The sequence below is a fragment of the Erythrobacter sp. S43 genome (assembly GCF_057364955.1).
The window spans coordinates 2,689,509-2,704,584 of record NZ_CP200285.1; the positions used below are offsets into that span (position 1 = coordinate 2,689,509).

The following is a 15,076-nucleotide window of genomic DNA, read 5'->3' on the forward strand; positions in this document are numbered from 1 at the left end:
AGCCGTATGAACATGCAGACCATCAACCGTTCGTCTCAGCGTCGGCCGCTTAGCCTGTTGGTTAAGAGCCGCGTTCAGTCGCGCGTGGTGTTTGTTGATCTGCTCGATATTTCCGAAGGCGGATGCAAAATCAAAGCACGCGCTGGCTTCGGAACAATCGGTGACCGCGTGGTTATGAAACTGGGCTGCGTGAATGCGCCTTTGGGAGTAATCGCCTGGGTCAGTGGCGAATATGCTGGCGTTTCATTCGAAGGCGAGATGCATCCTGCGGTTGTCGATTATCTGTGCGAACAGAATGGCAGCAAGCTCGGCACATCGTTTAGCGAAAAGCACGGCACATCTTCCAACCGCAGAGTCTGACGTTCTCCCACAACCTGCTTATTCGACTTGCAACCTTTGCATTTGAAAGCATGAAGCGCGGAACATATAAGGAACACACAGGATGTTCCAATGCCGCAGCACACGATCAAAGATAAGCTCGAAATCCTCGCCGATGCGGCGAAATACGATGCGTCCTGCGCGTCTTCCGGCACTGCGAAGAAGAACTCGTTGGGCGGAAAGGGCATCGGCTCGACCGAAGGTATGGGTATTTGCCACGCCTATGCGCCCGATGGCCGTTGCATCTCGTTGCTCAAAATTCTGCTGACCAACCACTGCATTTTCGATTGCCACTACTGCATCAACCGCAAAAGCTCGAATGTGCGCCGCGCGCGTTTCACCCCGCAGGAGGTCGCCGACCTCACGCTCAGTTTCTACAAGCGCAATTATATCGAGGGACTGTTCCTTTCCTCGGGCATCATCAAAAGCTCGAACCACACGATGGAGCAGCTGGTCGAATGCGCGCGTATCCTGCGCGAAGAGCATGACTTTCGCGGCTACATCCACCTTAAGACTATTCCCGAGGCTGACCCCGAGCTGATCCATCAGGCCGGTCTGTATGCCGACCGCGTGTCGATCAATGTTGAGCTGCCGACGCGTGCCGGGCTGACCAAGCTCGCACCGGATAAGGATGAGGGGCAGATTGAGGGTGCGCTGGCCAAGACCAAATCGCGCATCATTCAAGCTAAGGACGAGCGCAAGCGCTTCAAACACGCGCCACGCTTTGCGCCTGCGGGACAGTCGACGCAGATGATCGTCGGCGCGGACAATGCGAGCGATGCCGACATCGTGACCAAGGCGAGCAAGCTTTACGGCAGTTTTGGCCTACGCCGCGTCTATTACAGTGCGTTCTCACCGATCCCCGATGCGAGCGCGGTGCTGCCTTTGAAGCGTCCGCCGCTGATGCGCGAACACCGGCTGTATCAGTCAGACTGGCTGATGCGGTTTTATGGCTATGCCCCGCAAGAGGTCGCGCAGGCGACGGAAGCCGATGGCAACCTGCCGCTTGATATCGATCCGAAGCTCGCATGGGCGCTGAAATTCCGCGAGCAATTCCCGGTCGATGTGAACCGCGCGTCGAAAGAGCAGTTGCTGCGCGTGCCGGGGTTGGGGACGACGGCGGTGGGTAAAATCCTCGCCGCGCGGCGGCACCGCACGTTGCGGCTCGATGATGTAAGTCTCCTTACGCAGTCGATTGCGAAGGTGCGCCCGTTCCTCGTCACCACCGATTGGCGCCCTACATTCCTGACCGACCGCGCCGATCTGCGCGCGCTGCTGGCTCCCAAGCAAGTGCAGTTGGAGCTGTTTTGATGACCGTTATGCAGAATGTCTCGCTCGGGTCGCACTATGTCGTCCATCTGCCAGAACCCGATGATTTTGCTTTCTGGCGGGAGCGCGCGCGGGGACTGATCCAGTGCGATGTGCCGCCCGATCGGGTCAGCTGGATCGAAGCGGGTGGAACGGGTGATCTGTTCGCAGTTGAAGGTCCGTCTCGGCGGGACAAGCGTCTGCCGGTGCCGGAAAAGGGCGCGCGACCTGTACGGGCCTCCAAACGATTTATGAGGTTGGCGCGCAACGCGGCGCTGCATTCCGATCCCCAGCGCTCTGGTTTGCTTTACCGCACACTGTGGCGGCTCCAGTCGAACCCGCGCATCATGGAAGACAAGGCCGATCCCGATGTCCGCCGGATCGAGGAGCTGGATAAATCGGTGCGGCGTGACAGCCACAAGATGCATGCCTTCGTCCGCTTCCGCGAAGTCGAGACTGAGGATGGTGGCGAACACTTCGTCGCGTGGTTTGAGCCTGATCATCACATCGTGCGCGCCAATGCGGGCTTTTTCATGCGTCGCTTCGCCAATATGAAGTGGTCGATCCTGACCCCGCGCGGCTGCTTGCACTGGGATGGCGAGATCATGCGCGAAAGCGGTCCGGCGCAGCGCAGCGACGCACCACAGGGCGATCCAGTCGAGGATCTATGGAAGTCCTATTACGCATCCATCTTCAATCCCGCGCGTTTGAAGGTCGGAGCGATGCTTTCCGAGATGCCGAAGAAGTATTGGAAGAACATGCCTGAGGCCGAACTGATCCCGGGCCTCATCGCCGGGGCGCAGGCGAGGGAAGCGAGCATGATCGCCGCTGGAGAGTGCGAGGTGCGCGTGCGGCCTGGCAATCTGACCGCTGTCGCATCGGGCATTTCCGCCTGCCGCGATTGCCCGATCGCCGATTGCGGCACGCGTGCTGTGATGGGCGAGGGGGCGGAGAATGCCGCGCTGATGATCGTGGGTGAGCAGCCGGGTGATCAGGAGGATCAGAGCGGGCGTCCGTTTGTCGGTCCGGCGGGGCAATTGCTCGACGAGTATCTCGAACGCACCGGCATTGATCGCAGTGCAGCTTACGTCACCAATGCGGTGAAGCACTTCAAATATGTCCAGCGTGGGAAACGACGCATTCACCAGAGCCCACAGGCAAAAGAGATCGACACCTGCCGTTGGTGGCTGGAAGCCGAGCGTGACATCGTCAAACCGCGTGTGATCCTTGCACTGGGGGCGAGCGCTGCGCGCGGTCTGCTGGGTAAGACGGTGAGCATTTCCAAGGTTCGCGGGCAGGCCATCCCGCTTGAAGATGGCGGGGAGCTGTGGGTGACGGCGCACCCGTCTTATCTGCTGCGCCTCGAGGGCGAAGCGCGCGCAACACAGGCGGGCATGTTTGAAGCTGATCTGGCGGCGGTGCGTGCGCGGCTTTTGGAGCTTGAGGGATGATATGCCCGATGCTCCGCTCACACCCGACAAACGCACGCTGGAGATCGATCCCGATCTGATCGAGGCCCCGTCGCACGCACCCTTTGTCGAGTTAGGCTTGGTCAGCTGCTTCAGCTTCTTGCGCGGAGCTTCCGATGCGGTTGATCTGGTGATGACCGCGCGTGCCCATGGCTACGACGCGATTGGAATAGCCGATGCCAATTCCATGGCGGGTGTGGTGAGGGTGCACACCGAGGCCACGACACTAAAGCTTCGCCCGGTGATTGGAACTCGGATCGAGACGGTTGAGGGGGTGGCTTTCCTCGCCTATCCCCGCGACCGCGCCGCCTATGGGCGTTTGTGCAGCCTTATCAGCGCAGGCCGGATGCAGACGCTTTCGGGCGAGTGGCAGGAGAAGGGCGTATGCGAGATCGATCTCGCGATGCTGGCAAAGCATGCGGAGGATGTGCAGCTAATTCTGCTCCCTCCCGATGATCTGGAGGCGCGGTTTACGATCCCCGCATGGGCGAACAATGTGATCGCGCTTGATGGCAGTGAACTTGGCAGGGATGTCTCGGGCACGCTCTCCGATCTGTTGCCGCATCTTGTGGAAGGCTTGCCCACGCTGCGCCACCTCGCTGCATCCTATCTCTATCGCGGAGACGATATCGCGCGGATCGATCGGCTTGATGCGCTGGTACAGGATAATGGACTGTCACTGCTCGCCACCAACGACGTGCATTATCACGCGCCCGAGCGTCGCCCGCTTCAGGACGTGATGACAGCCATCGCGAACAAGACCACCGTCGCCGAGGCCGGGCACCTGCTCAATCCCAATGGCGAGCGGCATCTGAAAAGCCCGCAGGAAATGCAGCGCCTGTTTGCCCGCTGGCCTCATGCGATCAGCGCGGCGCGCGAGGTGGCCGATGCCTGCGAATTCTCGCTCGAAGAGTTGCGCTACGAATACCCCGAGGAAATCTACCCCGATGGCATGGCGCCGCAGGAGTATCTTGAGGTCGAGACATGGCGCGGGGCCGAACGGCGATACCCCAGCGGTGTGCCCGACAGCGTGCAGCAAACGCTCGAGCGCGAGCTGGCGCTGATCGCGAAGCTCGATCTTGCGCGTTACTTTCTGACTATCAAGGATATCGTCGATTTTGCACGCAGCGTCGAACCGCCGATCCTGTGTCAGGGGCGTGGCTCGGCGGCCAACTCGGCGGTGTGTTACTGCCTAGAAATCACCAGCGTCGATCCGGCCAAGCACCAGCTGTTGTTTGACCGCTTCATCTCCGAAGAGCGCAAAGAACCGCCCGATATCGACGTCGATTTCGAGCACGAGCGGCGCGAAGAGGTGATTCAGTATATCTATCGCAAATATGGCCGCCACCGCGCTGGTCTGACTGCGACGGTGATCCACTACCGCCCGCGCATGGCGATCCGCGAAGTGGGCAAGGCAATGGGCCTCTCCGAAGATGTCACCAGCAGCCTCGCGCGCACCGTATGGGGCGGATATGGGCGTGAGATCGGTGAGGCACATGTCGAGGAGATCGGTCTCAAGCTTTCCGACCCGCATCTGCGGCGAGTGCTCACATTGACCGAGCAGATGATCGGCATGCCGCGCCACCTCTCACAGCATGTTGGCGGCTTCATCCTGACCGAAAGCGCGCTGACGGAGACAGTGCCGATCGGCAATGGCGCCATGCCCGACCGCAGTTTTATCGAGTGGGACAAGGACGATATCGAGGCGCTGGGCATCCTGAAGGTCGATGTGCTGGCGCTGGGCATGCTCACCTGCATCAAGAAATGCCTCGACCTGCTCGAAGATCATCATGACCGCACGCTGACACTGGCGACGGTGCCGCGCGAGGACCCCGAGACATACGCAATGCTGCGCAAGGGAGACTCGCTGGGTGTGTTCCAGGTTGAAAGCCGCGCACAGATGAACATGCTCCCGCGCCTGCGCCCGCGCGAGTTTTACGATCTCGTCATTCAAGTAGCGATTGTGCGGCCGGGGCCGATTCAGGGGGATATGGTCCACCCCTATCTCAAACGGCGACGCGGGGCTGAGCCGGTTGTGATCCCCAAGCCTTCACCCACGCATGGTCCGCCTGATGAGCTTTCCAGCATCCTTGAGCGAACATTGGGCGTGCCGATCTTTCAGGAACAGGCGATGAAGATCGCGCTCGACGCGGCGCAATTCACTTCGCTCGAAGCCAACCGCTTGCGTAAGGCGATGGCGACATTCCGCAGCCGTGGAATGGTGGACGAGCTGCAAGACATGATGGTCGAGCGCATGGTGGAGCGCGGATATGAGCGCGACTTCGCACAAAGATGCTTCAACCAGATCAGAGGCTTTGGTGAATACGGCTTTCCCGAAAGCCACGCGGCGTCCTTTGCGCATCTGGTCTACGTATCAAGCTGGCTCAAATGTCATTTTCCCGCAGCCTTTGCCTGCGGTCTGCTGAACTCACAGCCGATGGGATTCTACGCTCCTGCCCAAATCGTGCGCGATGCGCGCGAACATGGGGTCGAGGTGCTTCCGGTCGATGTGAACCACTCGATGTGGGATTGCACGCTTGAGGAAACTGGTGCGGCGGGTGACGCAAAGAACGGACGATTTGACCGCAACATTGCCCTGCGTCTCGGCTTTCGACAGCTGGATGGCCTACCTGAACACATTACTGCGCAATTGATCGGCGAGCGCGCCGCCAACGGCTCGTTCAAGGATGTCGCTGAATTGCGCGACCGGGCGGGGCTCTCGCCGGCGCATATCGAGAGGCTTGCGAGCGCGGACTGCTTCGGTTCAATCGGTCTGTCGCGCCGCACCGCCCTGTGGGATGCGCGCAGCCTGATTGCGGGGCCGGATCTGCCGTTGTTCAGAGCCGCGGCCGAACGCGATGAAGGAGCAGAGCGTGTGCAAAGCCGCCTGCCCGTTATGCCACTCTCCGAAGAGGTGGTGAATGATTACCAGACCCTGCGTCTAAGCCTCAAGGCGCATCCGATGTCGTTCCTGCGACCCGAACTGGGCGAGCGCGGTTTTGTAAAAGCGAGCGAGCTGCGCGACCGCAAATTCCGTAGCATGGTGCAGGTCGCGGGTGTCGTGCTGATCCGTCAGCGACCGGGAAGCGCCAAAGGGGTGTGCTTCATCACGCTGGAGGATGAAACCGGCGTAGTGAACCTCGTCATCTGGCCCGATCTGATGGCGAAACAGCGCCGCGTGATTATGGGTGCGCGCCTGATCGAGGTGCGCGGACGCGTGGAATATGATGACGAGGTGATCCACGTCATCGCACAGCATCTGACTGATGCGACAGACCGGCTCTATGGCCTTTCAGACGATATACTGAATGCGCCGATTGCGCGGGCTGATCATGTGAATTCGCCGCTGATCAACCACAAGATGCCCGGCAGCCGCGCAAGCATTGTTGCGGGCGAAGCGAGGGAAGAGGATGTAAAGAAAGCGGTGAGGCCGCGCGATCTCATTGATGAGCTGCCCAATGTTACAGGCCACCCACGTAACCATCGGATCATCCCGAAATCACGCGATTTTCATTGAGCTAGTGGCGGAAACTCAGGTTGCTTCGAGAGCGTAACCTGCGGAGCGAACGGTGCGGATCGGGTCTTTCGATCCATCAACCGCGATCGCTTTGCGCAGGCGCCGGATGTGCACATCCACCGTGCGAAGTTCGATATCGCTACCGGTGCCCCAGACGCCGTCTAGAAGCTGGCCACGACTGAACACGCGGCCTGGGCTCTCCATAAAGAATTTAAGTAGTCGATATTCGGTTGGACCGAGCTGCAGCGATTGGCCGCGGCGTTGGACTTTGTGCGCCACCGGATCGAGCTTGATATCGCCCACTTCGATGGTCTCACCAGCCAAAGCAGGGCGAATACGGCGCATCACTGCCGCAACACGGGCAAGCAGCTCGCGCGGCGAAAACGGCTTGGTCAGATAGTCATCCGCGCCGGTCTCGAGCCCGCGCACACGGTCATCTTCAGCCTCACGGGCTGTGAGCATGATAATCGGAACATGCGCGGTTTCTTTGTCGCGGCGAAGGCGGCGGCAAACCTCGATGCCGCTGGTGCCTTCGATCATCCAATCCAAGATAATGAGGTCAGGCACATCCTCGCTGGCAAGAACCATGGCTTCGTCACCATCGCTGGTGCAGCGAACGTCATAGCCTTCATTTTGGAAGCGATATTCGAGCAGCTCGGACAGTGCCGGGTCATCTTCAACGAGCAAAAGTTTCGCTGCTGACATTTCCTAAGCCCTCCGAGCGTCGCCAACGCTTGTACGATATGTTTCAGCTTTGCGACCCTTTTGTGAAAAAGCCCTCGGGGAGTTTTCCACAATGCGCGCCTCAGTCGCCTTCGGGAGGATAGCTGCCCGTCGCTGCAAAATGGACCATCTCCGCCACGTTGGTCGCATGGTCACCGATCCGCTCAAGATTTCGCGCCACAAATAGCAGCTGTGCGGCGCTTGAAATGGTCTTCGGATTCTCGACCATATGACTGACGAGATTGCGGAAAATACTGTTGTAGAACGCGTCCACTTTGGCATCGGCGGCGATGACTTCGAGGGCTAGATCAGGATCGCGCGATGCGTAAGCAGTGAGCACATCGTGCACCATCTCGCTGGCAAGCTCGCCCATGGTAGGAAGCAAGGTGAGTGGCTCGAACCGGTCGCGCCCTTCGATTTCACCCACGCGGCGCGCTATGTTCTTGGAGTAGTCCCCGATACGCTCGACCACACCGGCAATCTTCAGCGCAGCAATGACTTCGCGAAGGTCATCTGCCATCGGTGCGCGCAGAGCAATCACGCGGACGGCAAGCTTATCGACTTCGGTTTCCAGCTCATCGATGCGTTTGTCGCGGGCAACCACGCGGTCGCCCAGCTCGACATCGCCCCGCACCATCGCCTCAAGCGCTTCTTGGATGGCGACTTCGGCGAGGCCGCCCATCTCCGCGATCAGGCCGCGTAGCCGGGTGATGTCCTCATCAAAGGCTTTGACTGTATGTTCTGTCATCAGCCGTAGCGTCCCGTAATGTAATCCTGCGTGCGCTCTTCAATCGGATTGGTGAAGATCGCGTCGGTCGGGCCGTACTCAACCATCTTGCCAAGGTGGAAGAAGGCGGTCCGCTGGCTCACGCGTGCGGCCTGCTGCATCGAGTGAGTGACGATGACGATGGCGTAGCGGCCGGACAGCTCGTCGATCAGTTCCTCGATCTTCGCCGTCGCAATCGGGTCAAGCGCGGAAGCCGGCTCGTCCATCAGGATAACCTCGGGGTCGACGGCAATCGCACGGGCGATACACAGGCGTTGTTGCTGACCACCCGACAACGCGGTGCCCGAGTCTTCGAGACGATCCTTAACTTCATCCCAAAGGCCTGCGCGGGTCAGCGACCGCTCAACGATCACATCGAGGTCAGCTTTCTTCTCCGCAAGACCGTGGATTTTGGGACCATAAGCAATGTTGTCGTAAATCGACTTCGGGAACGGGTTGGGCTTTTGGAACACCATGCCCACGCGTGCGCGCAGTTGCACGACGTCCATGCCGCTGGAGTAAATGTCCTCGCCCTCGAGCTCGATCGACCCGGTCACTTTGGCCACCGGGATCGTGTCGTTCATGCGATTGAAGCAGCGCAGATAGGTAGATTTGCCGCAACCCGACGGGCCGATAAACGCCGTGACGTAATCGGGTGAGATATCAATCGATACCTCATCAATGGCTTTCTTGTCGCCATAATACACCGAAACGTCGCGCGCCTTCATCTTGGCGTTCGTGTCGGATTTGATGCTTTCGTGAATGACAGTCACCAGGTCTTCTCGAATTTGTTGCGCAGATAAATGGCGAGACCATTCATCAGCAGGAGGAACAGCAATAGCACAATAATCGCGGCGCTGGTGCGCTCGACGAATCCGCGGTCGATTTCATCGGACCACAGGAAAATCTGCATCGGCAGCACGGTAGCGGGCGAAGTGAACCCGTCAGGCGGCGTCGCGACGAAGGCGCGCATGCCGATAAGCAGCAGTGGCGCGGTCTCACCCAGGGCGCGGGCCATGCCGATAATCGTGCCCGTCAACATACCGGGCAGGGCGAGCGGCAGAACATGGTGGAAGACCACTTGAACCGGAGAGGCCCCCACAGCCAACGCGCCATCGCGGATCGAGGGTGGCACAGCCTTGATCGCGTTGCGGCCTGAGATGACGATAACCGGCATTGTCATCAACGCGAGTGTCATACCACCAATAACCGGAGCCGAGCGGAAGTTCGGGAACAGGGTCAAGAAGACCGCCAGACCAAGCAAACCGAAGATGATCGATGGGACGGCGGCGAGGTTGTTGATTGAAACCTCGATCAGGTCGGTCCAGCGGTTTTTTGGAGCGTACTCCTCAAGATAAAGCGCTGCGAGCACGCCAATCGGGAAGGCGAGGGCGAGGGTGACCAGCATGGTCAGGATGGAGCCCTTAAGCGCGCCCCAGATGCCAACCTGTTGCGGGCTGGTTGCGTCAGAACGGCTGAAGAAACCCGGGTCCCAGTTCTTGGCAAGATGTCCTTCATCTGAGAGTTTTTCTGCAAGAGCCTGCATCTCCTCTGAGCCTTCACCAGCAAGGCCCTGAGCAAGGTCGGAGGAAGCGGGGAGATAGAATGTGCGGCTGGCCGACAGAAGCGATGGGTCCTCCATCACTCCGCGGGCAACTTCGCGCCATGCTTGCTCGTTGAGCTGTTCCGCGCCTTCTTCGCCGAAAGTTGCAGCGGCAATTTGCTCGACCGTGCGGTCGAGACCTTGCGCCTGAAACTCTTGCATCGCGCCGACCGATTTCAGGGTGGCATCGTCAATGCGCAGCTCTTGCTGAGTGAAATCAACCGGAACGGCCAGTTCAGCGCGCTGGAATCCGGCAATGCCGTTCATGAACATGTTGCCCAGCAGCAAGAGTAGCACGGCAACCGAGAAAACTACTGCGCTCAGGCCAAGCAGCTTGAAGTTGCGTTCCGCGCGGTAACGCTTCTTGAGCCGAGCAGCGAATTCCGGTGAGCGGGTCGGGCCCAGATCCTGAGAGTTTGTCATATCACTCATAAGCTTCACGGAACCGTTTGACTACGCGCAGCGCGATGATGTTGAGGACCAGCGTGACGAGGAACAGCGTCAGGCCAAGCGCGAAGGCGCTGAGATAGACGGGGTGATCGGTGCTCGGTTCGCCGGTCAGGTTCTTCACGATCTGGACCGTCACCGTGGTCATGCGTTCGAGCGGGTTGGCTGTCATGTTCGCGGCGGTGGAGGCGGCCATCACCACGATCATAGTTTCACCAATGGCGCGGCTGACGGCGAGCATGATGCCAGCAACAATGCCGGGCAGGGCGGCGGGGAACAGGACCTTGCGAATGGTCTCCGACTTGGTCGCGCCCATCGCATAGCTGCCATCGCGCATCGCGTTGGGGACGGCGGCAATGGAGTCGTCGGCCATGGAAGAGACGAAGGGGATAATCATAATCCCCATGACGACACCAGCGGCCAAAGCGCTTTCCGTGGATGCATTGCTGAAGCCAATCGCCACAGCTGCGTCACGGATAGCTGGCGCGATGGTGAGTGCGGCGAAGTAGCCGTAAACAACCGTTGGCACACCGGCGAGAATTTCGAGCGCGGGCTTCACCCATGTGCGAAGATTCGGGTTGGCGTATTGCGTCAGATAAATGGCGCTCATCAATCCGATAGGCACCGCCACGATCATAGCGATGATCGCACCGATAAAGATCGTGCCCCAGAACAGCGGGATCGCGCCATACTTGTCCGCATCGGGACTGTCTGCGGCGACCATCGGGTCTGGTGCCCAGAAGGTACCAAACAGGAAGTCTATCGGCGAGATAATGCCGAAGAAGCGGATCGTTTCGAACACCAGGCTGGCAAAGATGCCGAGCGTGGTCAGGATCGCGACGAGTGACGCGACGAGCAGAATGCCCATAACCGTTCGCTCAACCTTCGTGCGTGCGCGGAAATCGGGGCGAACTCGCAGGAATGAGAACGCGCCACCAACGAAGCCGATGAGAACCGTCAGAGCTATGCCGATCAGGTTGTACCGGCTGATCGCGTTTCGAAAGGGCTCGACCAATGCATTGGCTTCTTCGTTGAAGACGCCCGGCGCGCTTCCAGTGGCGACGGCGCGTGCTTCGGAAAGCCAAGCCTGCCGCTCAAATCCAAATTCTGGCAATATGTCCGCGGCTGACGACGACAGCACGCTTTGAGTCACAAGCTGTGGCGACAGGAATGACCAAATCGCTACAAATCCTATGACCGGCAGAATAACCGCGAGCGCCACATACCATGCGTGGTAGATCGGGCGCGCCACAGGACGGTTTGCTGGATCGGAGCTTTGGAAGCTCCACGCTTTTGCACGCCCAGCCAGCCAGCCAGCAACACCAAGGCCGATTGCAATCAGAATGAGGGTGATGGGCGACATTACCAGCAGGTTCCGTAGTAAGCTCTAAAGTGTTCGGCTCAAAATTTATGGGAGGGCGATAGCCGCAAGCGCAGCTTCAAGATACTCGCGTGGGCGAGAAGTCCCCGACACAGGCCCGATGTTCGCGAAATAAGACATGGCTATGACAAGCTGGGCGTCTCTTTTTCGGTTTCCGCGAGCTGTTGCGACGTCTCAGGCGTCGATCTGCGATCCTGGGCAGCCGGGAGGCGCATGACAACCGTCGTGCCTTTTCCAAGGTCACTTGTGATTTCGAGCCTTCCACGATGTCGCTCAACTATGTGTTTCACAATGGCGAGGCCGAGGCCCGTACCGCCCGAAGCGCGACTTCGCCCCGGATCGGTGCGATAGAAGCGGCGGGTGAGATGCGGGATCTGCTCGGGTGCGATACCTTCGCCTTGGTCAATAACTGAAAGCCTTGCCTGATCATCGCGTGAGCGATCAAGCACGATGCGCACATCTGCATCTTCCGAACCATACTTGAGAGCATTGTCGACCAGGTTTCGGACAACTTGCTCAAGCTGTTGCTGATCACCTTGCACGAGAGCGGGAATTTTCTCCTCGAACTGCACGCGATCAGAGCGATTAGAGCCCGCTGCATCTTGCGTTGCGCGCTCGATCAAAGGACCGAATTCGAGAATGTCGGTCGGCAGGTCGTGCTTTTCCGCTTCCACCCGCGAAAGGCTCATCAGATCGCTAATCAGGCTCTGCAATCGGTGTGCCTCGCGCTCGATAATGCCCAAAAACTTCCTCGCGGTCGGTGTGTCCACCGTTTCGGGCGTCTCGGTGAGCGTTTCGACATAACCGATGATCGAGGCCAACGGCGTGCGTAGCTCGTGCGAGGCGTTCGCGACGAAGTCTGTGTGTGCGCGGCTGATATCGGCTTCAGCGGTTTGGTTGATCAGTTCGATAACCGCTGTGTTTCGATCAATCGAATGGCGGTTGAAGCGCCAGATATCCTGCCGCCGGACAAGCCCACGAACGATCGCCTGCCCGTCGCGGTTCGCATTGAGCAGAGAGATCGCTTCAGGTTGGCGAAACGCGACCCGTGCATCTTGCCCGATAATATGCTGGCCTAGCATCCGCCGTGCGGCGCGATTGGCGATGTCGATAGTGTTTCGGTCCGTCACCAGCAGCGGCGTGGCCGAATTCTCGATCATCTTGCGCATCGATTCCCGGCTGAATGGCTGCTCGACCACGTGCTTTTCGGGTTCAGGCGGCTTGCCGGCAGCAACGAACAATGAACCAACCCACACTCCGAGAACAGCAAGTCCGATGATCGGATCAATATCGAGCAGCAGCAACGCAACAAACGTTACGGCAGCGAGGAAGATGCTGGCCAGAGGAAGCGGTTGACCCATGGCCCGCCTCTATCGCCAAGCATGGCGGGAGGGAAGGGGTGGGGCCCCGAGGGTTACTCTCTTTTTTGAAAACTCGAAGCGAAGCGTGGAAAGTGGTGGTGACCCGTACGGGAATCGAACCCGTGTTTCAGCCGTGAAAGGGCCGCGTCCTAACCGCTAGACGAACGGGCCACGCTCGCTTGCGAGAGCGCGCATCTAGGGGTGCGATCATAAGCGGTCAAGCCCCATCTGCGCATCTTTTGCGAATTATCCGTTTAGTGCGTCTCAATCAGCGAATGCGGCGTCTTCCAAGTGCAATTCCGCCGCCGGTCTTGAACCCCAATCATCGATCTTCACGCGACCTGCAAAATGGAACGTGCGACCAGCGCTTCGGTGCAGCAGCGTCTGCGCCATCTCCGTTTCTGCCGCTCGGAATGCGATGCTCTTGAAAGAGCGCCCATCGGGGCCACTAGCAATGACACGCAAATGGTCTTTGCCAACGATATCCGCCTTGATAATCCGGACTGGGCCCACGGCCACACGCGGCGCGGGCCAGCCGACGCCATAAGGCCCTGCCGCATCAAGTGTTTCGACCAACTGCGGCGTAAGGCCACCTGGTGCGACCGCCAGATCGAGCTTCATGCTCGCGCTGATCATGGCGCGCTCTATATCACGGGCGAGGCGTTGATCGAGGAATTCGGCAAACTCGTTCAGTTTGGACGTTTCGATTGTCAGTCCAGCAGCCATCGCATGGCCTCCACCAGCGACCAGCAATCCGGCTTCGCGCGCTGCTATGATCGCCGCGCCCAGATCGACACCGCTGATCGAACGACCCGAGCCTTTGCCCGTGCCGTCGCTTTCATCTTTTGCAATGACAATGGAGGGCTTGCCGGTCTTTTCCTTGATGCGCCCGGCGACGATTCCGATCACGCCCGGGTGCCAGCCTGATCCGGCGAGGACGTGCACCGCGTGATTGTGCTGACCTGCTATCTGCGCTTCGGCTGCTTCCTGCACCTCTGCCTCGATAGCGCGGCGCTCTTCGTTGAGTTGAGATAGCTGCGTCGCGATTTCCCGGGCCTCTTCGGGATCGCGTGTGGTCAACAGGCGCACGCCTAGTGTCGATTCGCCCACGCGACCGCCTGCGTTGATCCTCGGCCCTAGCGCAAAGCCGAGATCGCTTGCCTGCGGGCTGCGCTTCAATCTGCTGGCATCAATTAAGGCCGCCATGCCGATCCGCTCGCGCCTTGCGAGGATTTTGAGGCCTTGCGACACGAAAGCACGGTTAAGTCCGTGAAGAGCGGCGACATCGGCCACAGTGCCGAGCGCCACCAGATCAAGTAGGGCCATCAAATCGGGTTCGTCGCGACTCTCGAAATAGCCCTGGTTGCGCAGCGTACGCACCAAGGCGATGGCCAATAGAAACGCGACACCAACCGCGGCCAAATGTCCGAATGAAGCAGCCAGATCGCTCTCATCAAGTCGGTTGGGGTTCACAAGCGCTGCCGTCGGCGGAAGCTCTGCAGCGCATTTGTGATGGTCAACCACAATCACATCCACGCCCACTTCGCGTGCCATGGACAAGGCATCAAATGCCATCGCACCACAATCCACCGTTACAATCAGCTTTGATCCTGTTTCGGCCAATTTGACCAAGGCCTCTCCGCTCGGGCCATATCCCTCAAGAAGGCGATCGGGGATGTAATACTCGGCGTCGCTGCCAAGTGAGCGGAGCAGTTCGATCATCAGCGCCGCGCTTGTTGCGCCATCGACGTCATAATCGCCATAAACGGTGATCTTCTCGCCGCTCAGGATGGCCGATGCAATGCGCCGCGCCGCCTGATCCATGTCGCGGAACTCGGAAGGGTCGGGCAGGAATCCGCGCATCGTTGGCTTTTCGTGCCGTTCGATATCGTCTTCGGCGACACCGCGCGTCATCAGCAGCTGCTTTAGTACGGAATTGTCGAGCGAATTCTGACCGCCCTCCAGCTCCATATTGCCGCCACGCCATGTCCATGCCTTGCCCGACAAAGACTGTGAGACACCGAGAACGTGGGAAATCGATTTGGTGGCCATGCCCTGCCTATACGCTGCCACCGCTTCACAGAACAGGCCCGCGCCATTGACAATCGACAGGCCGCAGGGCT

At 59.4% G+C, this 15,076-nt stretch carries 11 protein-coding genes and 1 tRNA gene; 4 read left to right on the forward strand and 8 right to left on the reverse strand.

Features of this window, described 5'->3' with window-relative positions:
- Positions 1-6: 6 nt before the first annotated feature.
- The 4 genes from AC0V6K_RS13290 to AC0V6K_RS13305 all read left to right on the forward strand — a co-directional run bounded on the left by AC0V6K_RS13290 (position 7) and on the right by AC0V6K_RS13305 (position 6,672).
- On the forward strand, positions 7-360 hold the full coding sequence (locus AC0V6K_RS13290) for a PilZ domain-containing protein (RefSeq protein WP_472623001.1): 354 nt from the start codon (positions 7-9) through the stop codon (positions 358-360).
- Positions 361-450: 90 nt separating this feature from the next.
- Positions 451-1,689: a putative DNA modification/repair radical SAM protein gene (locus AC0V6K_RS13295; protein WP_472623003.1), complete on the forward strand. Its 1,239-nt coding sequence runs from the start codon at positions 451-453 to the stop codon at positions 1,687-1,689.
- Positions 1,689-3,137 carry a UdgX family uracil-DNA binding protein gene (locus tag AC0V6K_RS13300; RefSeq protein WP_472623005.1) on the forward strand — a complete coding sequence of 483 codons (1,449 nt, stop codon included), beginning with the start codon at positions 1,689-1,691 and terminating at the stop codon, positions 3,135-3,137. Before AC0V6K_RS13295 ends, AC0V6K_RS13300 begins: the two co-directional genes overlap by 1 nt.
- A gap of 1 nt (position 3,138) precedes the next feature.
- Positions 3,139-6,672 carry an error-prone DNA polymerase gene (locus AC0V6K_RS13305; RefSeq protein WP_472623007.1) on the forward strand — a complete coding sequence of 1,178 codons (3,534 nt, stop codon included), beginning with the start codon at positions 3,139-3,141 and terminating at the stop codon, positions 6,670-6,672.
- Between the two features lie 15 nt (positions 6,673-6,687).
- Here the strand turns inward: AC0V6K_RS13305 and phoB are convergent, their stop codons facing one another.
- The 8 genes from phoB to recJ form a co-directional block, all read right to left on the reverse strand.
- Entirely contained in the window at positions 6,688-7,377 is a 690-nt protein-coding gene (gene phoB, locus AC0V6K_RS13310) for a phosphate regulon transcriptional regulator PhoB (protein WP_472623009.1), read from the reverse strand.
- A gap of 100 nt (positions 7,378-7,477) precedes the next feature.
- Positions 7,478-8,143, reverse strand: coding sequence for a phosphate signaling complex protein PhoU (phoU, locus tag AC0V6K_RS13315; RefSeq protein ID WP_472623011.1), 666 nt, complete (start codon positions 8,141-8,143; stop codon positions 7,478-7,480).
- Complete coding sequence (gene pstB, locus AC0V6K_RS13320; protein ID WP_472626155.1) at positions 8,143-8,889, reverse strand: phosphate ABC transporter ATP-binding protein PstB; 747 nt, start codon at positions 8,887-8,889, stop codon at positions 8,143-8,145. Before pstB ends, phoU begins: the two co-directional genes overlap by 1 nt.
- Positions 8,890-8,930: 41 nt before the next feature.
- Positions 8,931-10,196, reverse strand: coding sequence for a phosphate ABC transporter permease PstA (gene pstA / locus AC0V6K_RS13325; RefSeq protein WP_472623013.1), 1,266 nt, complete (start codon positions 10,194-10,196; stop codon positions 8,931-8,933).
- Positions 10,189-11,574, reverse strand: a complete 1,386-nt coding sequence (gene pstC, locus AC0V6K_RS13330) for a phosphate ABC transporter permease subunit PstC (protein ID WP_472623015.1) — start codon at positions 11,572-11,574, stop codon at positions 10,189-10,191. The genes pstA and pstC overlap by 8 nt, the downstream gene beginning before the upstream one ends.
- 140 nt (positions 11,575-11,714) lie before the next feature.
- Positions 11,715-12,953: a sensor histidine kinase gene (locus tag AC0V6K_RS13335; protein WP_472623017.1), complete on the reverse strand. Its 1,239-nt coding sequence runs from the start codon at positions 12,951-12,953 to the stop codon at positions 11,715-11,717.
- A gap of 96 nt (positions 12,954-13,049) precedes the next feature.
- Positions 13,050-13,124 (reverse strand) — tRNA-Glu (locus tag AC0V6K_RS13340).
- Positions 13,125-13,217: 93 nt separating this feature from the next.
- Positions 13,218-15,005: a single-stranded-DNA-specific exonuclease RecJ gene (recJ, locus tag AC0V6K_RS13345; RefSeq protein ID WP_472623019.1), complete on the reverse strand. Its 1,788-nt coding sequence runs from the start codon at positions 15,003-15,005 to the stop codon at positions 13,218-13,220.
- Positions 15,006-15,076 lie beyond the last annotated feature (71 nt).